Source organism: Streptomyces sp. TRM68416 (assembly GCF_014596915.1).
Classification (GTDB): domain Bacteria; phylum Actinomycetota; class Actinomycetes; order Streptomycetales; family Streptomycetaceae; genus Streptomyces.
This window is the reverse complement of the sequence record NZ_JACVWU010000004.1, coordinates 40,959-64,156: the sequence shown is the minus strand read 5'-3', so window position 1 is coordinate 64,156 and position 23,198 is coordinate 40,959. Positions and strand designations below refer to the sequence as shown.

General features: G+C 73.9%; 23 protein-coding genes, 1 tRNA gene and 1 pseudogene. 14 read left to right on the top strand and 11 right to left on the bottom strand.

Annotated features, from left to right (window positions below; genetic code table 11):
• Positions 1-86: 86 nt before the first annotated feature.
• The 4 genes and pseudogenes from ICC28_RS07815 to ICC28_RS07800 all read right to left on the bottom strand — a co-directional run bounded on the left by ICC28_RS07815 (position 87) and on the right by ICC28_RS07800 (position 4,081).
• A pseudogene (locus tag ICC28_RS07815) lies at positions 87-867 on the bottom strand (SDR family NAD(P)-dependent oxidoreductase).
• Positions 855-1,370, bottom strand: a complete 516-nt coding sequence (locus tag ICC28_RS07810) for a cupin domain-containing protein (RefSeq protein WP_411158573.1) — start codon at positions 1,368-1,370, stop codon at positions 855-857. The pseudogene ICC28_RS07815 and the gene ICC28_RS07810 overlap by 13 nt, the downstream one beginning before the upstream one ends.
• A 10-nt stretch (positions 1,371-1,380) precedes the next feature.
• Positions 1,381-2,022, bottom strand: coding sequence for a GNAT family N-acetyltransferase (locus tag ICC28_RS07805; protein WP_188287702.1), 642 nt, complete (start codon positions 2,020-2,022; stop codon positions 1,381-1,383).
• Positions 2,015-4,081: a penicillin acylase family protein gene (locus ICC28_RS07800; protein ID WP_188287701.1), complete on the bottom strand. Its 2,067-nt coding sequence runs from the start codon at positions 4,079-4,081 to the stop codon at positions 2,015-2,017. The genes ICC28_RS07805 and ICC28_RS07800 overlap by 8 nt, the downstream gene beginning before the upstream one ends.
• Before the next feature lie 165 nt (positions 4,082-4,246).
• Here ICC28_RS07800 and ICC28_RS07795 point away from each other — a divergent pair, with 165 nt between their 5' ends.
• The 5 genes from ICC28_RS07795 to ICC28_RS41060 all read left to right on the top strand — a co-directional run bounded on the left by ICC28_RS07795 (position 4,247) and on the right by ICC28_RS41060 (position 6,839).
• Complete coding sequence (locus ICC28_RS07795) at positions 4,247-4,909, top strand: siderophore-interacting protein (RefSeq protein ID WP_188288037.1); 663 nt, start codon at positions 4,247-4,249, stop codon at positions 4,907-4,909.
• A gap of 24 nt (positions 4,910-4,933) precedes the next feature.
• Positions 4,934-5,536 carry an HhH-GPD-type base excision DNA repair protein gene (locus ICC28_RS07790; RefSeq protein ID WP_188287700.1) on the top strand — a complete coding sequence of 201 codons (603 nt, stop codon included), beginning with the start codon at positions 4,934-4,936 and terminating at the stop codon, positions 5,534-5,536.
• Positions 5,537-5,590: 54 nt separating this feature from the next.
• Positions 5,591-6,259 carry an HdeD family acid-resistance protein gene (locus ICC28_RS07785; protein WP_188287699.1) on the top strand — a complete coding sequence of 223 codons (669 nt, stop codon included), beginning with the start codon at positions 5,591-5,593 and terminating at the stop codon, positions 6,257-6,259.
• An 80-nt stretch (positions 6,260-6,339) separates the two neighbouring features.
• Positions 6,340-6,642, top strand: a complete 303-nt coding sequence (locus ICC28_RS07780) for a hypothetical protein (protein ID WP_188287698.1) — start codon at positions 6,340-6,342, stop codon at positions 6,640-6,642.
• Between the two features lie 68 nt (positions 6,643-6,710).
• A complete protein-coding gene (locus tag ICC28_RS41060; RefSeq protein WP_262928460.1) occupies positions 6,711-6,839 on the top strand; it encodes a hypothetical protein in 129 nt (42 codons plus the stop codon).
• An 18-nt stretch (positions 6,840-6,857) separates the two neighbouring features.
• Here ICC28_RS41060 and ICC28_RS07775 read toward each other — a convergent pair whose 3' ends face one another.
• Entirely contained in the window at positions 6,858-8,489 is a 1,632-nt protein-coding gene (locus ICC28_RS07775) for a helicase HerA-like domain-containing protein (protein ID WP_188287697.1), read from the bottom strand.
• A gap of 102 nt (positions 8,490-8,591) precedes the next feature.
• Here ICC28_RS07775 and ICC28_RS07770 point away from each other — a divergent pair, with 102 nt between their 5' ends.
• Both ICC28_RS07770 and ICC28_RS07765 read left to right on the top strand, forming a co-directional pair.
• Positions 8,592-8,888, top strand: a complete 297-nt coding sequence (locus tag ICC28_RS07770) for a type II toxin-antitoxin system VapB family antitoxin (protein ID WP_003999914.1) — start codon at positions 8,592-8,594, stop codon at positions 8,886-8,888.
• Positions 8,889-8,987: 99 nt separating this feature from the next.
• Positions 8,988-9,629 (top strand): LytR C-terminal domain-containing protein, encoded by a 642-nt coding sequence (locus tag ICC28_RS07765; RefSeq protein WP_223188534.1) that lies wholly within the window; start codon positions 8,988-8,990, stop codon positions 9,627-9,629.
• Positions 9,630-10,059: 430 nt separating this feature from the next.
• Here the strand turns inward: ICC28_RS07765 and upp are convergent, their stop codons facing one another.
• The gene (gene upp / locus ICC28_RS07760; RefSeq protein WP_188287696.1) at positions 10,060-10,695 is read right to left on the bottom strand and encodes a uracil phosphoribosyltransferase; all 636 of its coding nucleotides are present in this window, start codon (positions 10,693-10,695) and stop codon (positions 10,060-10,062) included.
• 93 nt (positions 10,696-10,788) lie between these two features.
• Here upp and ICC28_RS07755 point away from each other — a divergent pair, with 93 nt between their 5' ends.
• The 4 genes from ICC28_RS07755 to ICC28_RS07740 all read left to right on the top strand — a co-directional run bounded on the left by ICC28_RS07755 (position 10,789) and on the right by ICC28_RS07740 (position 12,351).
• Positions 10,789-10,974: a hypothetical protein gene (locus ICC28_RS07755; RefSeq protein WP_188287695.1), complete on the top strand. Its 186-nt coding sequence runs from the start codon at positions 10,789-10,791 to the stop codon at positions 10,972-10,974.
• 231 nt (positions 10,975-11,205) lie between these two features.
• Positions 11,206-11,733, top strand: a complete 528-nt coding sequence (locus ICC28_RS07750; RefSeq protein WP_188288035.1) for a hypothetical protein — start codon at positions 11,206-11,208, stop codon at positions 11,731-11,733.
• 56 nt (positions 11,734-11,789) lie between these two features.
• Positions 11,790-12,221 carry a tRNA adenosine(34) deaminase TadA gene (tadA, locus tag ICC28_RS07745; RefSeq protein WP_223188532.1) on the top strand — a complete coding sequence of 144 codons (432 nt, stop codon included), beginning with the start codon at positions 11,790-11,792 and terminating at the stop codon, positions 12,219-12,221.
• A gap of 45 nt (positions 12,222-12,266) precedes the next feature.
• Positions 12,267-12,351: transfer RNA gene (locus ICC28_RS07740), tRNA-Ser, on the top strand.
• 47 nt (positions 12,352-12,398) lie between these two features.
• Here the strand turns inward: ICC28_RS07740 and ICC28_RS07735 are convergent.
• Positions 12,399-14,201: a BTAD domain-containing putative transcriptional regulator gene (locus tag ICC28_RS07735; RefSeq protein WP_188287694.1), complete on the bottom strand. Its 1,803-nt coding sequence runs from the start codon at positions 14,199-14,201 to the stop codon at positions 12,399-12,401.
• Between the two features lie 163 nt (positions 14,202-14,364).
• Between ICC28_RS07735 and ICC28_RS07730 the strand changes: the two genes are divergently transcribed.
• The 3 genes from ICC28_RS07730 (at position 14,365) to ICC28_RS07720 (ending at position 17,157) form a co-directional block, all read left to right on the top strand.
• Entirely contained in the window at positions 14,365-15,324 is a 960-nt protein-coding gene (locus ICC28_RS07730; protein ID WP_188287693.1) for a UbiA family prenyltransferase, read from the top strand.
• Positions 15,325-15,433: 109 nt separating this feature from the next.
• Complete coding sequence (locus ICC28_RS07725; protein WP_188287692.1) at positions 15,434-16,513, top strand: sensor histidine kinase; 1,080 nt, start codon at positions 15,434-15,436, stop codon at positions 16,511-16,513.
• Entirely contained in the window at positions 16,510-17,157 is a 648-nt protein-coding gene (locus ICC28_RS07720; protein WP_188287691.1) for a response regulator, read from the top strand. Before ICC28_RS07725 ends, ICC28_RS07720 begins: the two co-directional genes overlap by 4 nt.
• An 80-nt stretch (positions 17,158-17,237) precedes the next feature.
• Here the strand turns inward: ICC28_RS07720 and ICC28_RS07715 are convergent, their stop codons facing one another.
• Genes ICC28_RS07715 through ICC28_RS07700 form a run of 4 tightly spaced genes read right to left on the bottom strand, consistent with a single transcriptional unit; the run spans position 17,238 to position 23,186 of the window.
• Positions 17,238-18,671 carry a DHA2 family efflux MFS transporter permease subunit gene (locus tag ICC28_RS07715; protein ID WP_188287690.1) on the bottom strand — a complete coding sequence of 478 codons (1,434 nt, stop codon included), beginning with the start codon at positions 18,669-18,671 and terminating at the stop codon, positions 17,238-17,240.
• Between the two features lie 20 nt (positions 18,672-18,691).
• Entirely contained in the window at positions 18,692-20,224 is a 1,533-nt protein-coding gene (locus tag ICC28_RS07710; protein WP_223188531.1) for a hypothetical protein, read from the bottom strand.
• Complete coding sequence (locus ICC28_RS07705; RefSeq protein WP_188287689.1) at positions 20,221-20,871, bottom strand: hypothetical protein; 651 nt, start codon at positions 20,869-20,871, stop codon at positions 20,221-20,223. The genes ICC28_RS07710 and ICC28_RS07705 overlap by 4 nt, the downstream gene beginning before the upstream one ends.
• Complete coding sequence (locus ICC28_RS07700; RefSeq protein WP_188287688.1) at positions 20,871-23,186, bottom strand: beta-ketoacyl synthase N-terminal-like domain-containing protein; 2,316 nt, start codon at positions 23,184-23,186, stop codon at positions 20,871-20,873. Before ICC28_RS07700 ends, ICC28_RS07705 begins: the two co-directional genes overlap by 1 nt.
• Positions 23,187-23,198: the final 12 nt, after the last annotated feature.

Below are 23,198 nucleotides of genomic sequence, written 5' to 3'. Positions count from 1 at the left end.
GAAGTCCGCGCCTTCGCCCCACGTCGTCTCTCCGTCTTCCCGCTGTCCGGCCACGCGGTTACGTACGTACGAAAGGTGTACGGCGCTCACCACGTGGGGTGTGCCGAGACCCCGCCGTCCACCACCAGGTCGTGGCCGGTGATCCAGGAGGCCAGCGGGGAGGCCAGGAACACGCAGGCGTCGCCCACGTCCTCCGGTCGGCCGAGTCTGCCCGCGGGGGCGGCCGTCCGCCACCTGCGCACCCCCTCCGGCCACGCCTCCTCCAGCCCCTCGCGTGCGACGAGTCCGGGCGAGACCGTGTTGACGCGGATGCCGTGGCGGCCGTACTCCAGGGCCGCAGCGCGGGCGTGCATCACCACGGCCGCCTTGGAGGAAGCGTAGTGGGCGTGCGCGGGGGCCGGCTGCCGCGCCTCGACGGAGGCGATGTGCGTGATCGAGCCGCCGCCGCCCTGCGCCCGCATGACCTCCGCCGCCGCCTGGGTGCAGGCGAACACGCTCGTCAGGTTGGCGTCCAGCACCGCCCGCCACTCGGCCGCCGTCATGCCGGGCAGTTCCCGCACCGGCTGTACGCCCGCGTTGTTGACCAGGGCGGTCAACCGGCCGCCGCCCCAGTCGGCGGCCTCGCGCACGATCCGGTGGCAGTCCTCCTCCACGGTCAGGTCGCCTTGCAGGACCACCGCGTTGCCGATGTCGGCCGCCACTTCGCGCGCCGCCTCCACTGCCGTACGGCTGGGGGTACCCCCTCTGGGGGAGGAGGGCGACCGCCGCGCCCTGTTCGGCGAAGCGCAGGGCGATGCCGCGGCCGATGCCGCCGCCGGCTCCCGTGATCAGCGCGACCTGGCCCTCCAGCAGGCTCACGGTCGGCACAGTTCCATGATCCGGGCGGCCTCGTGCGGGTAGCGGGCGGTCAGGTGCTCCGCGTCGCCGTGTTCGTAGTCCTCGTAGGTGAATCCGGGGGCCATCGTGCAGCCGAAGAAGCTCCACGAGCCGCCCGTCACGACGGTCGCGCCCATCCAGGTGCCGGCGGGGACCGTGAACTGGAGGTGCTGGCCGCTCCTTATGTCCGGTCCCAGCACGGCCGTACGGGAGGTGCCGTCCGGGGCCAGGAGCAGCATCCGCAGCGGGTCGCCCAGGTAGAAGTGCCAGATCTCGTCGCTCGGGAGGCGGTGCAGCGCCGAGTAGTCGCCCGGCTCGGCGGTGAGCAGGGCGACTATGGCGGACCCGGCGGGCCGGCCGTCCGAGCGCTCGGGGCCCGCCCAGGTACGGCGGAACCGTCCGCCCTCTCTCGGCAGGGGCTCCAGGCCGATGGGGGTCCCCCCGCGCGAGCGAAGCCGAGCGTGGGGGAGCGCGACGAGTTCGTCCGGGGTCACGCCGAGGAGGCTACCGGGTGGGGGCCGACCGCGGAGTCCGTCCCCCGGCGCCCCTCCCGCCGAACGCCGTCTCGCGTGTGAGGAAGGCGAGTTGGGCCTTCTTCTCGGGCAAGTAGACGTCCGGGAGGTCGATTTCGGGGAGGGTGACGACCGGGCCGGGCTCGAAGCCCTGCTTCAGGAAGCGGGCGACGGCCTTCGTGTTGCGCACGTCGGGGTCGACGACGATCCGCTGCCGGTCGAGGCCGAGCAGGACGTACGCCGTGACGGAGGCGAGGAGTCCGGACGTCCAGCCGGGGCGGGCGCCCTCCGGGCCGGGCGGCGCGAGCAGCAGGTGGACGCCGATGTCGCCGGGACGGACGTCGTAGCACTCGCTGACCCGGTCGGCCTCGGGCGCGTAGGTCTGGAGCAGGGCGGCCGGGACGCCGTCGCGGTGGACCAGGAAGGCGTGGTGGGTGTCGAGGGTGTCCAGGTGGGCGTAGATGTCGGCCACCTGGTCGCGGGTGAGGCCGTTCATGCCCCAGAAGGCGGCGCGTTCCTCGCTGACCCACCTGTGGACGACATCGGCGTCGGCGGACGGGTCGAGGGGCAGGACACGCACGGTGCCGTGGCCCTCGACCGTCTGCTCGTGCACCGCCGGGCGGGGCTCAGACATCGGTCTCCTTCTCCAGACGGTCGAAATCGGTCTCCACGGGGACGAGGTCTCCCCGGGTCCACAGGGGCAGTTGGTCGCGGTGGTGGGGCGAGCCGGGCACCCCGGACGCCCCGAACGGCACCACCCACAGGCTGTGTTCACGGTGGGCGAGGTCCCACACGTACCGGGCGGCCGGGCCGCGCGCGGCGAGATCCGTGAGGCCGGGCACGGCGGAGGTGCACAGCACGCAGTCGTGGTCGCCGGAGAGCCCGGGTTCGTCGTACGAGGGGTTCGGCAGCGCCCGCCAGGGGGCGAGGCGGTGGGTCTCGCCCCAGGTGCCGCCGACGCCCCGGGCGGCCACGTCCTCGACGGCCGCGCGCACGGCGGCGGGACGGTCGATGCCGTACAACTCCTCTGCGCGCAGCAGGTGTTGGAGGGCGAAGCCGATGCGCGGGACGAGCGCGAGCCAGGGGAGCAGTACCTCGGGGTAGGCGGGGGCGGTGGTCAGCGCGCCGAACGCCGGGTGCTCGGCCAGACGGCGTACGACGGCGCCGCGCACCGCCGCGAAGAGGGCCGCGGCCTCGCTGTCCGCGTCCATGCGGCGGTCCCAGGCGAGGAGGTCCTTGCGGATGCGGGCCGCCTCGGGGGAGAGGCCGTCGAGGGCCGCCAGGTGGTCCAACAGCGGTGCCGCGGAGGCGAGTTCGGTGTCGGTGTGGATCACCGGCATGTCGCCGGGCGACCAGTGCTCGCGCTGCGCCAGCAGGGCGGCGATGCGGTCGGCGCGGTGCGGGGCGGCGAACTCGACGCCGAGGGGGGCGGCCGGGCCGCGCTGGTTCGCCATCACCGCGACTCCGTCGGCGAGTCCGCCGTACGGCATCTCGTGCCAGCCGCGCCACTCGTGGCCGGGCTCCCAGGCGGGCACGAGGCGTACGCGGTTGGCCTCGGCGCGGACCGGCACCCGCCCGGCGACCCGGTGCAGCAGGCCGCCCTCGGTGTCGGCCGCCTGCACGACGTTGACCGGCTCGGCCCACAGGCCGACGGCCCGGTCGACGTCCGCGACGCGGCGGGCGCGCAGCAGCGGCAGCAGCGCGCTGAACCCGAGGTCGCCGGTGACGCGGGGCGGATAGCGGAGACTGACCGCGACCGGGATTCCGTCGGGGCCCTCGCCGTCGTCGAGCCCCTCCGGGCCGCCGATGATCACCGGGCCCCGTTCGGTTTCGATGACCTCGATCTCGACCGGCTCCTCGCCCGCCACCTCGACCGTCTCGGTGTGCCGGGCGGCCCGGTGCCACACGCCGTCCGGACCGAGTGCCTCCACGCCCGCGCCGGTGCGGCGCAGGCGCTCGCGGTAGAGGTCCTGGTAGTCGGCCATGGCGTTGGTGATGGCCCAGGCGACCGTGCCGGTGTGGCCGAAGTGGGCGATGCCGGGGACGCCGGGGACGGCGAGGCCGATGACGTCGAACTCGGGGCAGGAGAGGTGGATCTGCTGGTAGACGCCGGGGTCCTCGATGAAGCGGTGCGGGTCGCCCGCGATGATCGGCTGCCCGGTGCTGCTGCGTTCGCCGCCGACCAGCCAGCCGTTGCTGCCGGAGGTGCCGGGGCCGTCGGTGGCGAACAGGCCGACCGCGTCCGGGCCGAGGTGCCGGACGACCTGCTCGCGCCAGAGCTTGGCCGGGAAGCCCGCGAAGAGGATGTGGACACCGAGCCAGATGCCGAACGGGGTCCACGGCTCCCAGCGGCCGGGGGCGCCGACCGGCAGGGACGCCCCGGCGAGACCTTCGTTGACGCCGTCGACGTAGGCCCGGATCCAGTCGGCCGTCTCCGGGTCCCGCTTCTCCAGGTCGGCGAAGCAGCGCCGGGCGGTGTCGTCGAGTCTGGCCCGCCGGACGAAGAGGTCCCAGGGCAGGGAGTCCGGGCCGAGGAGGGCGGCGGAGGTGCCCCGGGCTCGGTGCCGCTCCACCTCCAGTTGCCAGGCCCGGTCGAGGGCGGTGACGCGGCCCTGGGCGCGGGCGAGTTCCCGCACGTCGTCGGCCCGCAGATGCGGGATGCCCCAGGCATCGCGGTAGATCTCTGCGGTCACCTGTCACCTCTCCTGTGCCGGCACGGCGACCGGCTCCTGTGCCGGCCCTGTGCCCGCACCATGCTTTAGGTTAGCCTTGCCTAAGTATCCGGTGGGGAATGGTACGCGAGGGGTGAAGGCGTGAGGACGCAGGGGCACGGATGGCAGGGCACGGTCCTGAAGCTGATGGGCGCCAAGGACTACGTCCTGACCGTCACCGGCGCCGAGGACGTCACCCCCGACTACCGGAGGGTGCACCTCACCGACGGCGGCATGCTCGCGGCGACCGGCGTCCACCCGACGATGTGGGTCCGGCTCTGGTTCGACAACGGAGGCAAGCCGCACCAGCGCGCGTACACGCTGGTCGACCCCGACCCGGCGGCCGGCACCCTCAGCCTGGAGTTCGCCCTCCACGAGGGGTGCGCCAGTGACTGGGCGCGGGCGGCGAAGCCCGGGGACACCATCGAGGCGACGGTCCAGGGCACGGGCTTCCAGCATCCCCGGCCCGCACCCTCGCACGTCTTCGCGATCGGCGACCCGGCCTCGCTGCCCGCGCTCAACTCCCTCCTCGACGCCCTCGCCCCGGCCCCCGCGACGGTGTGGTTCGAGGGCAAGCCGGACGGGCTGCCGTTCCACGACGACACCGCCGACGTCCGCACCGTCCCGCGCCCCGGCCTCGTCGACGCCGTCCGCGCGGAGCTCCCCGCCCTCCTCGGGGCCGCCGAGCACCCCTACGTCTGGATCGCCTGCGACACCACGACCACCCGCACCCTCGCCGCGTACGTACGCAAGGAACTGGGCGTACCGAAGGAGCGGACGCACGCGCTGGGGTACTGGCGCGCGACCTGAGCCCGCACGCGGGATCATCGACCCATGGACGTCACCCTGCACCTGGCCCAGGACCCCGAGGCCGACGAACTCCTCGGCCGCTCCCCGCTCGCCGCGCTGGTCGGGATGCTGCTGGACCAGCAGGTCCCCATGGAGTGGGCCTTCAAGGGGCCCCGGACCATCGCCGACCGGCTCGGGACGGACGACCTCGACGCGCACGAGATCGCCGCGCAGGACCCCGAGGCCTTCGCCGCCGTCCTCTCCGACAAGCCGGCCGTGCACCGCTACCCGGGGTCCATGGCCAAGCGCGTCCAGCAGCTGTGCCAGTACCTCGTCGAGCACTACGACGGGAACGCCGAACTCGTCTGGAAGGGCGTCGGCGACGGACGGGAGCTGCTGCGGCGCCTTGAGGAACTGCCCGGCTTCGGCAAGCAGAAGGCGCAGATCTTCCTGGCGCTGCTGGGCAAGCAGCTCGGAGTGCGGCCCAAGGGCTGGCGGGAGGCCGCGGGGGCGTACGGGGAGGCGAAGTCGTACCGCTCGGTCGCCGACATCACCGGGCCGGAGTCGCTGGCCAAGGTGCGGGCGCACAAGCAGGAGATGAAGGCCGCGGCCAAGGCGGCGAAGGCGGCGAAGACCGCGGGGAAGTAAGCCGCCCGGCCCACCCCGGTGGCGGCCTGCCCGCACCCGGTCCAAGCATGGACCATGACCGAGGCACCGAGCGGCTCCACCTGGGGCCCGGAGTACGACGACCGCAAGGTTCACGACCGGCAGGCCCCGCAGGGCGGCGGCCGTGAGCCCGAGCCACCCTTCGAAGGGCCCCTGCACGCCCTGTCCCGAGCCGCCTGGCAGGTCGTCCTGCTCACCGGCGTCGCGTCGCTGATCCTGGGCGTCCTGGTGCTGATCTGGCCGGGCTCGACCCTGCTGGCCACCGGCGTCCTGTTCGGCCTCTACCTGGTGATCAGCGGCGTGTTCCAGCTGGTCTCCGCCTTCGGCACGCACAAGACGACCTCCCTGCGCGTACTGGGCTTCATCAGCGGCGCCCTGTCGATCCTGCTGGGCCTGTTCTGCTTCCGCGGCCCCATGCAGTCGCTGCTGCTGCTCGCCCTGTGGATCGGCATCGGCTGGCTGATCCGCGGCATCACCCAGACCCTGGCCGCCGCCTCCGACCCGGCGATGCCCGCCCGCGGCTGGCAGATCCTCCTCGGCATCCTCACGTTCGTCGCCGGGGTCGTGCTGATCACCTCCCCCTTCGAGTCGGTCTTCGTCCTCACCGTGGTCGGCGGCATCTGGCTGGTCGCCGTCGGTCTCATCGAGATCGTCACGGGGGTACGCATGCGAAGCCGCTCCCAAGAGGTCCCGCGCGAGCTGTGAACGGGCCCGGGTACGCCGTGCGGGCGTATCTCACGGGCGACGCGATGAACGACGTGGGCCCGGCGGGGACACGACCTTGCGTGAGCACCGTACGACGCCTTCCGCGCGCCCGCGCCTGGCTGCGGGCGTTCGTCCTGCTGCTCGCCCTGTGCCTCCCGGCCGCGCCCGCCGACGGGCCCGCCTCGCCGGTGGCGGCGGCCGCGGAGGTCGTCGAGTACGACGCCGTGGACCCCGTTCTCCGACCGGCCGCTGCCCGGCGTGCGGACCGCCCCACCGCACCGCCGCCGCGACCGGCCCCCCTCCCCCGGCCACGGGTCCGTCCCGAGCCGCCCCGCACCCCGCCCGCCCTGCCCGTCCTGCGTTCGGTGGTCCTGCGCTGCTGACAGAACCGGCCGGCCCTCCCCCGGTCCGTCCGTCTGTCCGTCATCCGTACGACGCAAGGAGCAGCACCATGCCCATGGACCCGTACGCCGTCCTGCGCGCCCTGCTGCGCGCGGAGGCCGCGCGCAACGCGCCGAAAGCCGAGCGGAAGCAGCACAGCCGTCCCCAGCAGCAGCCCCCGAAGGAGTCGGGCCGCTGAGCCGCCGGCGGAGGCGGGCTACCGCCTCCGCCGCGCCGTACCGAAGACGGAGCGGGTGATCTCACGCCCGATCTGCGTGCCGATGGACCGCGCCAGGGACTTGAACATGCCGCTGCCGACGACCTGCTCGACGACGGAGGGCTGCTCTTTCGGCTCTCTCGGCTCTCTCGGCTGCGGCTCTTTCGGCTCTTTCGGCCGACTCGCCTGCTTCGGCTTCGGCGGGACCAGTTCGTCCGGGCCCTTCGCGCCGCGCGCCGCCTCCAGCTTCTCGTACGCCGACTCGCGGTCCACAGCCTGTGCATAGCGCTCGTAGAGCGGCGACTGCCGCACGGCCCGGTCCAGGGCCGTGGCGTCGACCGGGGCCATCAGGGACTCGGGGGCCCGCAGCCGGGTCGCGGCGACCGGTGTCGGGGCGCCCTTCTCGCTCAGCACGGTGATCACGGCCTCGCCGGTACCGAGCCCGGTGAGGACCTCTTCGAGGTCGTACGCCGAGTTCGGGAAGGTCTTCACGGTCGCCTTCAGCGCCTTCTGGTCGTCGGGGGTGAAGGCGCGCAGCGCGTGCTGGACCCGGTTGCCGAGCTGGGCGAGAACGTCGGCGGGCACGTCCTTCGGGGTCTGCGTCACGAAGAAGACGCCGACCCCTTTCGAGCGAATGAGGCGGACGGTCTGCGTGACGGAGTCCAGGAATGCCTTGGAGGCGCCGTTGAACAGCAGATGCGCCTCGTCGAAGAAGAAGACCAGCTTGGGCCGGTCGATGTCGCCGACCTCGGGGAGGTCGTGGAAGAGGTCGGCGAGCAGCCACATCAGGAAGGTCGAGAAGAGCTGCGGCTTGTCCTGTACGGCGGGCAGTTCGAGCACCGACACCGTGCCGCGCCCGTCCGCCGCCGTCCGCAGGAACTCGGCCGTGTCGAACTCCGGCTCGCCGAAGAAGTCGGCCATGCCCTGCGCCTCGAAGGCGGTCAGCGCCCGGAGGATCACCCCGGCCGTCGCCGTCGACAGGCCGCCGATGTTCTTCAGCTCCGCCCGGCCCTCGTCGGAGGTCAGGAACGCCACCACCGCCCGGAGGTCCTTGAGGTCGACCAGTTCCAGGCCCTTGCCGTCGGCGTAGTGGAAGATCAGGCCGAGGCACTGCTCCTGGGTCTGGTTGAGCCGCAGGATCTTGGACAGCAGCACCGGGCCGAAGCTGGTGATCGTGGCGCGGACCGGGATGCCCCGGCCGAGGCCGCCGAGGGCGTAGAACTCCGCGGGGAACCCGGTCGGCGTCCACCGCTGGTGCACGTCCGCGGCGCGCGCGGTGACCTTGTCGCCGGGCTCGCCCGGCGCCGAGATGCCCGACAGGTCGCCCTTGATGTCCGCGAGGAACACCGGCACGCCCTGCGCCGAGAGCTGTTCGGCGATCAGCTGGAGCGTCTTGGTCTTTCCGGTGCCGGTGGCGCCGGCGACCAGGCCGTGCCGGTTGAGCATCGGCAGCGGCACCCTGATCCCGGCGTCCGCCAGGCACCGGCCGTCCCAGAGCAGGGCGCCCAGGTCGAGTGCGGGACCGGTGAAGGCGTAGCCGGAGGCGATCTCCAGGGCCTCCGGGGGGAGGGCGGGCGCGCTGCCGGGGGCCTCGGGAGCGGTGGCCGGCGGCACGGTCTCGCTGTCACTCATCTCGGACCCCGTTCCCTTTGGCCGGATTTACTACATCTTTTTCAGCGTCGCACTCCGTCGCCATGGCTGCGCCCGGAACGTCTGGACCGGTAGGCTTTCCGTGTGATCTTCAAGCGCATCGGAAACGGCCGGCCGTACCCCGACCACGGCCGGGAGAGCACCCGGCAGTGGGCGGATGTCGCGCCGCGCCCGGTCCGCCTCGATCAGCTCGTGACGACCAAGGGCCAGCTCGACCTGGAAACACTGCTCGCCGAGGACTCCACGTTCTACGGCGACCTCTTCGCGCACGTCGTGAAGTGGCAGGGCGACCTGTACCTGGAGGACGGGCTGCACCGGGCCGTACGGGCGGCGCTCCAGCAGCGCCAGGTGCTGCACGCACGTGTGCTTGAGCTGGATTGAGTGACCGCGTCGTAAAGGGTTGGCCCTTTTGGGTTCTCCTGCCCGGCGTCGAATGATCATCTAGTAGGCATCGTCGCCCCGGCGCACTACGCTGCGCCCATGAGCATGCTGACTCCCCCCGGCATGGGCGGTAAGTACCGCATCACGGGGGACACGTACCCGCGGATGCGCCGCCCGCGGCGGCGCGGCAGGCTCGCCCTCCTGGGCGTCGCCGGTATCGCCGTACTCGGCATGATCGGCTGGGGCGCGCTGCAGCTCGTCGGCATCTTCTCCGGCGGCGGCGACAAGGCCTCGGCTGCCGGGCCCAGGGCGGACTGCGCCACCCGGGCGACCCCGTCGGCCACCGCGGCCGCGCCCGCCCTTCCCAAGCCCGGCCGGATCACCGTCAACGTGCTCAACGCGACGCCCACCAGTGGCCTGGCCAAGAAGACCGCGGACGAGCTGAAGAAGCGCGGCTTCAAGATCGGTGACGTGGGCAACGCGACCGAGGAGTACGACAAGAAGGTCAAGGGCACCGGCATACTGCTCGGCCCCGCGTCCGCCCAGGACACCTCGCTGCCCGTGCTCGCCACCCAGCTGGCCGGCGCCGAGCGCCGCACCGACGCCGGCCGCAAGGGCACCGACGTCGACCTGATCATCGGCACGGGCTTCAAGAACCTCACGGCAAAGGCGGCCGCCGACAAGGCCCTGGCCGACCTGACCAAGCCGAAGCCGGCGCCGACCGGGAAGCAGAGCTGCTGAGCGACTTCCCCGGGGCCGGGGTCGGGGTCGGTCACCGGATTCCCGCGCCGCCGTAGCCGCACCCCGGCGGGGAAGCCGAGCGGCCTCCCGGGGCGGGTCGTCAGGGCTCGCGCGAAGCCGCGGCCGAGCGGCTCTTCCCAAGCCGTCGCCCCATTCCCGCGAAGTCGCAGCCGTCCCCCGCGGTGAAGCCCGGCGAGTTCCCGAGCCAGTGGCCGGACTCCCGGAGACCGCAGCCACCGCCCCGGCCACCGGACTCCCGCCAAGACACAGCCACGTCCCGCGGTGAAGCCGAACCACTCACCAAGCCGGTCGCCGCATGCCCGCGAAGTCGCAGCCGTCCCCCGCGGTGAAGCCCGGCGAGTCCCCGGGCGGTCCGTCGGGCTTCGTCGAAGCCCGCGGCCGCGGCCCCGCCGTGAAGAGGCTGCCGGTGCTACTCCGCCGCGCCGTACATGCGGTCGCCCGCGTCGCCGAGGCCCGGGACGATGTAGCCGTGCTCGTTGAGCCGCTCGTCCACCGAGGCCGTGACCACCGTCACCGGCGTACCCGCCAGCTCGCGCTCCATGACCTCGACGCCCTCGGGGGCGGCGAGGAGGACCACGGCCGTCACGTCGTCGGCGCCGCGCTTGATCAGCTCCTGGATCGCCGCGACCAGGGTGCCGCCGGTGGCCAGCATCGGGTCGAGGACGTACACCTGGCGGCCGGAGAGGTCCTCGGGCATGCGGGTGGCGTACGTGGAGGCCTGGAGCGTCTCCTCGTTGCGGATCATGCCCATGAAGCCCACCTCGGCGGTCGGCAGCAGCCGGACCATGCCCTCCAGCATGCCGAGGCCGGCGCGCAGGATCGGCACCACCAGCGGGCGCGGGTGGGAGAGCTTGACGCCCGTGGTCTGCGCGACCGGCGTCTTGATGTCGACCTGTTCGGTGCGGACGTCGCGCGTGGCCTCGTAGGCGAGCAGGGTGACCAGCTCGTCGGCGAGCCGGCGGAAGGTCGCGGAGTCGGTGCGCTGGTCGCGCAGGGTGGTGAGCTTGTGGGCGACCAGGGGGTGGTCGACGACGTGGAGACGCATGTCCCTAACAGTAACCGGGCCGAGACCCCCCTCGCGCTGGCATCAAACCGCCCGTCGGAGGGAAAGTGGGAGGGACGTACTGGGGGTGTGCATATGCCTGACAGTGAGTCCCGGAAGGACACCGCGCCGCCGGAGACCGACGCCGAGCGGCGTCGGCGCCGCGCCGAGTTCCTGCGCGACCTGGCCGAGGCCCGCGAGCTGCGCAACCGTGTGCAGCCCCGGCGCGCCAAGGCGGCCCGGCTGCGCCACGCCATGCGCATGCGCACGTTCCGCTGGTAGTCCTCGGCGCGTTCTTGGGCCGTCCGTGCGTGTGCGGCACCGACCGCCGCGTACGATCCCGCTGGTGGTCGATCAAAACGGGCGGACACAGGGAGCCGAAGACGTCCCCTGAGCGCTCCGTTTCTGCCACGATTCCGAGTGGGTGGGGCTCGGAGCCCGAGCTCTCCCCGCCCGCAGCCTCCGCCGGGGGGACCCCCAACCGGCACGCCTATGACCAGTGGGAGAGTCACGGTGTACTTCGCCGCACTGCTCGCGCGCACCGAAGACGGGTGGGAAGCGAGCGACACAGAGCTCGACGATGTGGAGACCCTGTCGGATCTGGCCGACCTGGCCCGTGAAGCCTCTCCCGAGGACGACACGGTGCTGGTGCTCATCGAGCAGGAGGACGCCTGGTTCGGCGTCGTCCGGATCGACGGCGAGGACGACCCTCGTATCTACGTCTCGGACGCCGCCGCCGCTGCCCGCAGCAGCTACGGCGAGATCCTGCTCACCGACGAACTGCTCGGAAGGGAGCCCGGCGACGACGGCGCCGACCTGGACTCCCTCGACCTGGACGGTACGGAGGAGCCCGACGGCGACTCCGACGACGAGGGCGGCTCCGCCGGCGAGGCGGTCCCGCACAGCCCGGTCGGCGACAGCGAGATCCTCGACGACCTCGGTATCGGCGAGAAGGAGCTGAAGGCCCTGGACGCCGATGACGCGCTGGGCGCGATCGCCGAGGCGCTGGGTGCCGCGGAGGTCCTGGAGACCGTCCGCTGATCACGCACACCACCGAGGGTCCGCCGGACCCGGTACGCGACCGCTGGCGGGCCGCGATGCGGCTCGCCCTGGACGAGGCCGAACGGGCCGCCCGGGACGGGGACGTCCCGGTCGGCGCCGTCGTGCTGTCCCCGGACGGCACGACCGTGCTCGGCGTCGGGCACAACGAACGCGAGGCCACCGGCGATCCGACCGCGCACGCCGAGGTCCTCGCGATCCGCAGGGCGGCGGCGGAGACCGGCCAGTGGCGGCTGACCGGCTGCACGCTCGTCGTCACGCTGGAGCCCTGCACGATGTGCGCGGGCGCCCTCGTGCAGTCCCGGGTGGACCGGGTCGTCTACGGCGCCCGCGACGAGAAGGCGGGCGCGGCCGGCTCCCTGTGGGACGTCGTACGCGACCGGCGGCTCAACCACCGCCCCGAGGTGATCGAGGGCGTCCTCGCCGACGACTGCGCCCGGCTCCTCACCGAGTTCTTCCGCGCTCGCTGAATACCGATTTCTGAGCGGGCCGCACCTTGCTGTAAGGTCTCCCTCGGTAGCGTGTCCGAGCGGCCGAAGGAGCTCGCCTCGAAAGCGAGTGTGGCGCAAGTCACCGAGGGTTCAAATCCCTCCGCTACCGCTGAAGAAGGGCCCCGTCCTAGGACGGGGCCCTTCGTGCGTTTCCGGTCAGGCCGCCGGGGTCAGGTGGCGGGGGGTGTTGTGGGGGGTGGGGGTGAGGGTGTGGGCGCAGTCGCGCAGGAGGAGGGGGACGGTGAGGTGGGCGGGGGCCGGTTCGTGGGCGAGGTTGTGGTCGAGGAGGAGGTCGAAGAGGCGTTCCACGGCCGGGGCCGGCAGGCCGGTGGCGGCGCAGGCGCTGGGGATGTCGTGGGTGGTCGCCGGGTGCAGGGCGAGGGTGCGGACGAACGCGCGGGCGTCGGGCGGGAGGGGGCCGTAGGAGAGGGCCAGCGACGACATCAGGTCGCGGTCCGCCGTGCGCAGGAACGAGATGCGGCCCGCGGTGGTGCGCAGGCGTTCCGTCACGTCCGCCACGGTCCACGCGGGGCGGTCGCGCAGGCGGGTGGCGGCGATGCGCAGGGCCAGCGGGTGGTGGCCGCACAGGGCGAGCGTCGGGGACAGGGGCGCGTTCGCGCAGGCGTCTCCCGCGGCGCGGCGGAACAGGCGCTCGGCGTCCACGGGGGCCAGGGCGCCCAGGGACAGGGCGCGGGCGCCGTCCGGGGCGGTCGGCTTGCGGCGGGTGGTGATCAGGGTGAGGGTGTCGCCCGTACCGGGCAGCAGGGGGGTGACCTGGGCCGCGTCGGCGACGTTGTCGAGGACCAGCAGGGCACGGCGGCCCGCGAGCCGGGAGCGCCAGACCGCGCTGCGTTCGGCCGGGCCGGCCGGTACGGCCTCGGGGGCGGCGCCGTCGGAGCGCAGCAGGACGCCCAGCGCCTCCTCGGCGGTGAGGGGCGCGCGGGTCGTGCTGAAGCCGTGCAGGTCGATGTAGTACTGGCCGTCGGGGTAGGCGGCGGTGCGGCGGTGGGCGAAGTGGACGGCGAGGGCGGTCTTGCCGATGCCGCCCATGCCGTCGATGGTGACGGTGCGGGGCAGGCCGGGGTCCTGGTCGTCGACGGCCCGGTCCAGCAGGGCGAGTTCGGTGGCGCGGCCGGTGAAGTCGGGCAGGTCGCGCGGCAGGTAGTTGCGGCGGTCCGCGCGGGGGGCGGCGGCCTGGACGGGCCGGGGTCCCTCGCGCTGTACCCGCGGGGCGTCCGCGAGGATCTCGTGGTGCAGACGGCGCAGGCGGGGGCCGGGCTCCAGGCCGAGTTCGTCGGCGAGCAGGCGGCGGCCCTCGTCGTAGACCGCGAGCGCGTCGGCCTGGCGGCCGCTGCGGTACAGGGCGAGCATCAGGCTGCCGCGCAGGGCGTCGCGCAGGGGATGCCGGGCGGTCAGCACGGACAGTTCGGGTACGAGGGTGCCCGCCTCGCCGGCCGCGAGTCTGAGGTCCGTCAGCTCCTCGATCGCGGTGAGCCGTTGCTCCTCGAGGCCGGCCGCCGCCGCGGTGACCGCCGGGCAGTCGATGCCCGCGAAGGCGTCGCCGCGCCACAGGTCCACCGCGGAGCGCAGCAGCCGCGTCGCCTCCGCGTCGCGGCCCGCGTGCCGGGCGGCGCGGGCGGCGCGGACCCGCTCGGTGAAGCGGTGGGCGTCCACGGCCTCCGGGGGCACGTCCAGGCGGTAGCCGACATCGACGGTGACCAGGCTGACGCCCTCGAAGACGGACAGGGCGGCGCGCAGGTCGCGGATGGCGTTGTGCACCTGGTGGCGGGCGGAGGGCGGCGGGTCCTGCCACAGTTCGTCCACGAGGGTGTCCATCGCCACCGCGCGACCGACATTCAGCAGAAGAAGCGCCAGAAGGCGTCGGCGGCGCATTCCCCTGAGCCGGACCGGCATCCCCGACTCGCGTACTTCCACCGGCCCCAGAACCAGGAATTCCATCGTCACTCACCCCCGATGTTGCCGCACCGTGCAGCAGCATTGCGATGCGAATGACGCTAGGGGCGCGGGCCGCGCGTATTCAATGCGACTACTCCTCAAGGGACATGCCGTACCTCTAAAGACACACGCCGGAACTGCGAATTCCAGCTTTAGGTTCAACCGTATGACTCAGGTCCTCGCGTCCCGGCCTCCCCGCTCGTCCGCTCCGGTCACCGCCGGTTCCGGTCTCCCCGGTGCCCGGCTGCGCCGCACGGCGCACACCGTCGGGGGCTGTCTGCGCGAGGCCCGGCCGCTGGTGCAGGTCATGTTCGTGCTCCGGTTCGCCACGGGGGCGCTGCTGACGGCCTCCGCCGCGCATCTGCGGCCCAACACCGCGCACCTGCTGCTCGGCGCCCTCGCCTGGTGGGCGGCGACGGTGAGCGTCTACGTCTTCAACGGGGTGAGCGACCTGTGCGAGGACCGGGCCAACGGCTCCGCGAGACCGCTGGCCAGCGGGCGGCTGACCGAGTCGGCGGCCCGGCGGGCGGTCGTCGTGACCGCCCTGGCCGCGCTGGTGTTCGCCGGCACCGCCGGGTGGCGGGTGGCCGAGGCCACCGCCGTCTTCCTCACCCTCGGGTACATGTACTCCGCGCCGTCGATCGCCGCCAAGTGCCGCTCCTGGTCCGCCTCGGCCGTCACCTGCGCCGCGGCGGGGACGACGTACCTCGCCGGGCTCGCGGCCTGTGACGGCCCGGTCACCTCCGAGGTGGCCGTCTTCGCCGTGGTCCTCTCGCTCGGCGTGGGCCTGATAGCCGCCGTCGCCAAGGACCTGGGCAGCACCCGGGGCGACGCCCTCGCGGGGCGGCGCACGCTGGCCGTCGTACGGGGCGAGCGCAGCGCCCGCCGGTTCTGCGCCGCCGCCGGAGGAGCGCTGGCCCTGGCGTTGGCCGCCGGGGCGGTGTGGGTACGGCAGCTGCCGCTGGAGGCGGCCGCGGCGGTCCTCGCCGTGGGCGCGCTGTGCGTGGCCGGGCGCTGCCTCGCGGGGCAGGGCGGGCGGGGAGCGCCTCGGGCGCCGTACCGGAGCTGGATGGTCACCCAGTACGCCGTGCATCTGACCGCGCTGACCGCGCTCGTCTGGGCGTAAAGGGCCCGGCCGCGTTTTCCGGTGCGTTGTTATGCTTTCGCCGGGCACGTGACGGTGGGGAATCACGTCGTCTCGATCTTGACCGTTCCTCACACAGGGGGAGCGCACCGTGGGACTTTCCGCCGATTCGGCGACCGACCGGTCCTGTCTGATCGATACCGCCGTCGCCCGCTATGCCGACCGTCTTCGGGAGGCCGACAATCCGCTCGTGCTCCGGCCGGAGCTGTGGGTTTCGTGCGAGAAACAGGCTCGGCAGATTCTCGGCGAGTGCATCGACACCCTGCACGGCGAGCAGACGCGCGTCGCGGCGGAGGCCGAGCTGACATCGATGGCACTCGGCGTGCAGCGCTCCTTCGACGGGGTCCCGCCGATCGACTCGGTGCACGCGGCCCGGCTGCTGTTCGACGTGGCCGTGGGGACGATGACCGAGGCGTCCGCGCACCTGCCGGCCGAGGTGGCGCTGTCCCGGTTCCTGACCGCCGTGCACATGCTGCACCAGGCGATCTTCACACGGGTCGGTGCCGCCGCCATCGGCTACGAGTCGGCGACCCTGCACGACGTCGGCGAGGCCAGCACCGCCCGCCGCCACCAGCTCGCCCGCGATCTGCACGACCACGTCGGCAGCAGCATCAGCCTGGCGCTGCGCTGCCTCGATCTGTACGAGGTGGAGCGGGCGAACGGCATCGCCTCGACGCGCGACCGGCTGGCGGACGCGCGGCAGGCCCTGCGGGACGTGTTCGGCTTCACCCGGTCCCTGGTCAGCGGACTGCGCGTCGACGAGCTGCGGGAGGGCCTGAAGGAGGAGATCGACGCCTACAGCGCCGCCGCCTCCGACCGGCCCGCCGAGGTCCGCACCCGGATCGACGGCGACGAGTCGTGGGTGCCGGAGCAGACGCGCCAGGAGCTCTTCCTCATCGTGCGGGAGGCGCTGCGCAACGCCTTGGCGCACGCGCGGGCGAGCCGTATCGACGTGCACGTGAGCATCTTCCCCGACACCGTGCACGCCACGGTCGCCGACGACGGGGTCGGGCTGCCGGACCGGTCCGACGGCGAGGGCACCGGGCTGACCGCCATGCGGCAGCGGGTGGCCGCCCTCGGCGGGGAGCTGGAGGTCACCGGCGAACCCGATCACGGCACGCGGGTCCGGCTACGGGTTCCGCTCGACGGGTCCGGGGCGGGCGCACGATGAGCGCGGGCGCGGAGGCCGGCGGCGACATCCGGCTGCTGGCGGTGGACGACCACCGGATGCTGCGCCAGGCGCTGTGCGAACTCCTGGACCTGTACCCGGGGTTGACCGTGGTCGCCCAGGCCGACGACGGGCCCGGCGGGGTCCGGATGGCGGGCCTGCACCAGCCGGACGTGGTGCTGCTCGACGTGGAGATGCCGGGGCCGGGGCCGCTCACCAACCTGCGGGCGATCCGGCAGGCGGCCCCGGGGGCCCGGGTCATCGTGCTGACCATGCACGACAACCGTCAGCTCATCGACGCGCTGCTGAGCGCGGGGGCGGCGGGCTATCTGCACAAGGAGGCCGACCGGGAGGTGCTGGTCGCCGCGATCCGCAGCGCCATGACGGGCGGTACGACGATGTTCCTGCCGCACACCTCCGGCGAGCCGGGCCAGGAGCAGCAGCCAGACCTCGCCGACGCGCTGACCGTGCGCGAGCGGGAGCTGATGGAGCTGGTCGCGCAGGGCCTGAGCAACCGCCAGATCGGCAGCCGCCTCGGCATCGCCGAGGGCACCGTCAAGCGCCACCTGCGGAACATCTTCGACAAGCTCGGCGCCACGTCCCGGCTTGACGCGGTGAACCGTATGCAGACGCCACGTCGTTACTGAGTCGTCGTTCGCCTGCGGGCTCGTCGTGGCTGGTCGCGCAGTTCCCCGCGCCCCTGGGGGCGCGCTGCCGAACCCCGCAGTCACATTGCAGCCGACCGTTCGCGGCGGTCCGCGAGTAGCAGGGCGACGGCCGGGACGAGGGTGAGGGCGTAGACGGCGAGGAGCAGGGTGAAGGAGTCGGCGAAGGCGGCCGGGACCAGGCCGTGGTGGTGGCGGGCGGCCCGGTCGAGGACGACGGTGACCACCGCGAGGGCGACGGTGCCGCCGATCCGCTGGACCAGGTTGAGCTGGGCGGAGGCGTCCGGGATGGAGCGGGGGTCGATCGACTCGAAGGCCCGGGTCATGGCCGGCACGATGGTCAGGCCCGTGCCCAGTCCCCGGACGGCGAGTCCCGCGCACAGCAGGGGGTACGGCGTGCTGGAGGACAGGGTCGTCAGCGGCACGGTCGCCAGCATGGTGAGGACGATGCCGATGACGACGGTGGTGCCGCCGCCGATCCGCTTCATGATCGGTCGGCAGGCGAGGCCCGCGACGACCACGCCGGTGCCGCCGGCCGACATCAGCAGGCCCGTGGTGACGGCGCTCTCCCCGCGGGCGGACTCCAGGTAGAGCGGGATCAGCATCATCGGGGAGAAGAGGACGAAGCCGAGGCAGAAGATGTTGGTCGCGGCCGTGCGGTACACCCGGTGCGCGAACAGCCGCAGGTCCAGCAGGGGCGCGGAGGTGCGCAGTTGGTGCCGTACGAACACCGTGCCGCTCGCCGCGGCCAGGACCAGCGGCACCAGGAGGGCGGGCCGGGCGGACGGCCCCGTACCGGCGAAGGCGTGCACGGCGAGGACGACGCAGACCGTGCAGGCGGCGGCGGTCACCAGCCCCAGCACGTCCAGGGGGCGACCGGCGGCGGGGGCGGACGGGGTGTCCTCGCGTACGTACCGGACGGCGGCCAGGAGCAGTACGGCGCACAGCGGCAGGTTGACGGCGTAGACGGACCACCAGCCCCAGGCGTGGACGAGGAGTCCGCCGACCGTGGGGCCGAGCAGCGGGCTGATCAGCATGACGCTGCCGTTCAACGCCTGTACCTGGCCGAGTCGTTCGCGGGGCATGCCGTGGGTGAGCAGGACCGTCGCCACGGGGGTGAGGACGCCCGCGGCGGCGCCCGACAGGCCGCGGGCGGCGATCAGTTGGGGCAACGTCCCGGAGAGCGCGCAGGCGGCCGAGCCGACGGCGAACGCGGTGAGGGAGGCGACGAAGGTGCGGCGGGGGCCGAAGCGCGAGGCCAGCCAGCCCGCGGCCGGCATCAACGCGACCAGGGCCAGCAGGTAGGTGGTGACGACCCACTGCACCTGGGTGATGGCGCCGAAGCGGGCGGAGGTGTCGGCCAGGGAGACGTTGACGATCGTGGTGTCCAGCTGGGCGAGGAAGGCTCCGCCGATGGCGACGGCGATGGTGCACAGGGCGGCCGGGGTGGGTGGCGCCGGGGGGACGTCCAGGGTGTCTTTTTGCGTCAGGGACATGACTTACCTTTCGGGGGCGCTCAGCCGGCCGGCGTCCGCAGGGCCTCGGCGATGTCGTCGAGGACCGCCTCGGCCCTCGCTCGGGCGTCCGGACGGTCCCGGCAGGCCAGGGTGAGGTCGGTGGCGTCGCCGACCCGGCAGGCGCTCAGGAACATCTCGGCGTACGGGACCAGCATCGGCAGTGTGGAGAAGGAGGTGGCGCGGAACGCGGGCGTCGAGCAGCCGCGCGGATCCACCTCGCCGTGGTCGGAGACGATCGCCGTACAGGGGAATCGGGTGCCGTCGAGGCGGCGGGCCTCGTCCAGGCTGTTGGCGAAGGGGTTGTCGCGCAGGAAGTCCCGGTCCAGGGCGGCGACTTCGGCCTTGGCGAGCAGGGCGCGGACCAGGGTGCCGTGGACGCGCCGCCAGGTGTCGTCGCGGCGCAGGTCCAGGACCAGCTGGGAGGTGAGGTTGGCGGTGGAGCGCACCGCGGTGTCGTGGCGGCGCAGGTCCACCGGGACGATCAGGCGGCCGGTGTCGGTGGCGAGGTGGCGGGAGAGCGCGGCGGCGGCGCGGGCCGTGACGCCGGACGGTCCCGCGGGCACCCGGCGGCGCAGCCACAGGGGCCGGGTGCCCGCGGGGCCCCGGCCGAGGATCGCGGGCAGGCCGGTGAGGCGGGCCGGTCGCGGGGCCGGTGCGACCGGGCCGGCAGCCGCGCGGAAGTGGCCGTCGTCCACCGTGTCGGGGCAGCCCACCGGTTCCTCGCCGCGCAGCGCCCGGAACAGGTCCTCGATCCACTGGCGCAGGCCGCGGCCGTCGGTGACGACATGGCTGGCCCGCACGATCAGCCGGGTCGTCGGGCCCGGGACCAGGCCCAGTTCGCAGACGGGGCCGGTGACCACCGACAGGTCGCGGTGGAAGAAGGGGTGGTCCGGGCCGGTGCCGGCGGGCAGTTCGGTGAGCGCGGGCACGGTCGCGTCGGACCGCCACAGGGCGCCGCGGCGGCGCACCGCGAGCCCCGGGTTCGCCGACGTCGCCGCGCGCGCCGCTTGCCGCAGCGCGTCGGCGTCGAGGGTGCCCTCGCCCTCGATCACCATCTGGATGAGCTGGGGGGTGCCGGTGGCGGCGGCGTTGAGGTAGCCGCGTTCGATGGGGGAGATGCGGCGGGTGTACGGGCGTACGGCGGGCGGGGCCGGCGTTGAGGTCGGGGGCGAGGTCCGGGTCGGGGCCGGGGTCGAGGTCGGGGCCGCGGTCGAGGTCGAGGTCGAGGTCGAGGTCGGGGCCGGGGCCGCGGTCGAGGTCGAGGTCGGGGCCGGGGCCGCGGTCGAGGTCGGGGCCGGGGCCGCGGTCGAGGTCGAGGTCGAGGTCGGGGCCGGGGCCGCGGTCGAGGTCGAGGTCGGGGCCGGGGCCGCGGTCGAGGTCGAGGTCGAGGTCGAGGTCGGGGCCGGGGCCGGGGCCGGGGCCGCGGTCGAGGTCGAGGTCGAGGTCGGGGCCGGGGCCGCGGTCGAGGTCGAGGTCGAGGTCGGGGCCGGGGCCGCGGTCGAGGTCGGGGTCGGGGTCGGGGTCCGGGTCATTCCTGCTCCAGGTGGTGGTGGAAGCGCACCGGGGCGGGCGCGTCGCAGGCGAGGGCCAGGTGCAGGGGCGCGGTCCCCTCGGTGTGCAGGACGAGCGAGCGCACCTGGTGGCCGCCGACTCCGGTGGGCCGCCAGCCCGGCCGCCACGCGGGCAGCCGGGTGCCGGCGAAGGTCTCCTTCGTCAGGTGCGAGGCCTTGATGAGCGCCTCGCACTCGGCGAAGTCCCTGATGAGCGCCGGTTCCTGACGGCCCAACAGCTCCCCGAGCCAGCGCAGCGCGTGCGGGCGGTCCCGCTCGTCCTGGAGGTCCACGCCGACGGTCAGGGCGGCGGGCGCGCAGGCCACGGCGCTGAACTCGCCGCAGTGGGCGACCGACACGGACAGGCCGAGGCCGGGCACCGACCAGCGTCGGTGGGCGTCCCGGTCCAGGTCGCCGGGGACGACCCGGGCCCCGTACAGGGTGGCGAGCGCCCCGGTGATCAGGGAGCGGCCCGAGGGGCCGAGCCGCTGCCCCATCCGGTCCCGGGGCAGCCCGCGGTGCCGGCGGACCAGGACGTTCACCGGTTCTCCCGGCGCGGCGGGCCCGTCCGGCGCCAGCGTGTACCCGTGCGGGCCCGCGTCGAGGAGCAGTCCCATCAAGGCGCCCATCACTCCTCCGTGTCGAGGACGGCCGCCGCGTAGCTGCCGCCGTGGGCGAAGCTGGACAGCAGGACCGGGCCGGGGGCGCCCGCGCCGGTGAGGGCGGCGACCAGGCCGAGGGCGCCGGCACTGCCGTAGGTCTCGCCGAGCAGGGCCTTCGGGGCGAACAGGGGACGAGCGGTGAGCCCGGCCCGGCTCAGGGCCCTGTCCTGCGCCAGGTCGACCAGCGGGTGGCCGGAGGCGGCCGACACGACCGTGGCGACCTGGGCCGGGGCGAGGTCCGCCTCGGTGAGCGCGCCCCGCAGCGCGCGGGCCCAGGCGGCGCCGTCCCGGGCGATGCGGCCGATGCCGGCCGCTTCGCCGCCGGCGCCGAAGCCGCGGACCCGGGCCAGGACGTCGGCGCCCCGGTCCCGGGCCGCCTCCCGGCTCTCCAGCAGGATCGCCGCGGCGCCCTCGCTGAGCACGGTGCCGGTGCGCCCGCCGGGGACGACGTGCGCGGAGCGGGCGTAGCCGGGCAGCGCCGCCTGGAGGGCCAGCGCCTGTTCGGGGAACTCGTCGGCGACCACGACCATGATCCGGTCGGCGGCGCCGCGGCCGATGACCCGGGCGGCGAGCTGGAGCGCGAGCACGGAGCTGGTGCCGCCGCCCGCGACGGTGGCGGTGTAGCCGCGGTAGCGGTGCAGCATCGCCACGTGGCCGGCGGCGGCGTTGACGACGGTGTTGGCGAACAGGGACGGATTGGCGCCGGTGATGCCGGAGCGCACCACGCCCTCGTGGAACCGCAGGACCGAGGTCACCGGTCCGTATCCGGTGGCGAAGACGATGCCGGTGGACTCGGCCTCGGCCCGCGACGGCTTGCCGTGCCGGGCGTACAGGTCGCCGACGGCCGCCGCGGCGAGCAGGCTCAGCGGGTCCATCCGGCGGGCCCTGCCGGGGTTCATGCCGCGCGCGGCGGCCTTGATGTCGACCCGGCCGACGGGCACCTCCCCGACGCCCGCGACCTCCTCGAACGTCTCGAAGCAGGGCCGCCCGTCGGCGAAGGCGGCGGCGAGCTCAGCGGTACCGCCCGCGGTTCCGGCCAGGCCCGCGACCCCGGTGACGACGACCTCGTGGACGGCCTCGCGGCGCGGCGCCCGGGAGCCGGTGAGGCCGGGGCGGTGGAGGACGACGGAGGCGTTGTTGCCGCCGAACGCGAAGGAATTCGACACCACCACCTCGGGACGCGTCTCGCGTCCGATGTCCGGTACGACGTCCAGGCCGAACGGCGAGGGAACGCCACGGGTGTTGATGGTGGGAGGCAGCACGCCCCGGTCGATGGCGAGGGTGCTCACCACGGCCTCCACCGCTCCGGCCGCGCCGAGGGTGTGGCCGAGGATCGACTTGGTGGAGCTGGCCGCCGGGATCTCCATGCCGAACAGCAGCTTCAGCGCCTTCGGTTCGGAGGCGTCGTTGGCGGGGGTGCCGGTGCCGTGCAGGTTGAGGTAGTCCACCTGGCCGGGGGTGAGGCCCGCGGTGTCCAGGGCCTGGGCCATGGCGGCGCAGGCGCCCTTGCCGCTGGGGTCGGGGGCGGTCTGGTGGTAGCCGTCGCAGGACAGGCCGTATCCGCCCAGTTCCGCCAGGACGCGGGCGCCGCGGCCGGTGGCGCGCTCCACCGGTTCCAGCACCATGAAACCGGCGCCCTCGCCGAGGGTGAGGCCGGTGGAGGCGGACAGCGGCGAGCACGGCTCGGCGTCCAGCGCGCCGAGTGCGCTGAACCCGTACGCGGACAGCTCCGCCAGCGGGTCGACGCCGCCGCAGACGACGTAGTCGACGTCGCCCTTCCACAGCAGCTCGGCGGCGTAGCCGAGGGCCACGGCGCTGGCCGCGCAGGCGTTGGAGAGCACCACGCGTGGGCCCCGCAGGTCGAACTCGGCCGCGATGTAGTCGCCCACGCAGGGGAGTTGGGAGGCCACCGCCTGCTCGACGTCGAGGCGTCCGTCCCGTACGAGGGTGCGGTGGGCGGCCTCCAGGGTCGGCATGGCGCCGAGACTGGAGCCCACCACGACGGCGACCCGGTCGCGGTCCACGGTGTCGAGGTCCAGGCCACTGGCGTCGAGGGCCTCGCGGATCGCGGTGGCCGCGAGGGCGTAGCAGCGGTCGAGGTCGGCGGGCTGCTCGGCGGTGACCAGGCCCGCCCAGTCGGTGAGCAGCTCGGAGGTGTCGAAGAGGGTGTTGGTGCGGATGCCGGTGGTGCCGGCCGTGATGGACGACCAGCCCTTCTCCACGTCGTCACCGGCTCCGGTGATCAGTCCGAGGCCCGTCAGGGCGATGTTCGGTGGTGTCACGGCCCGGCACCT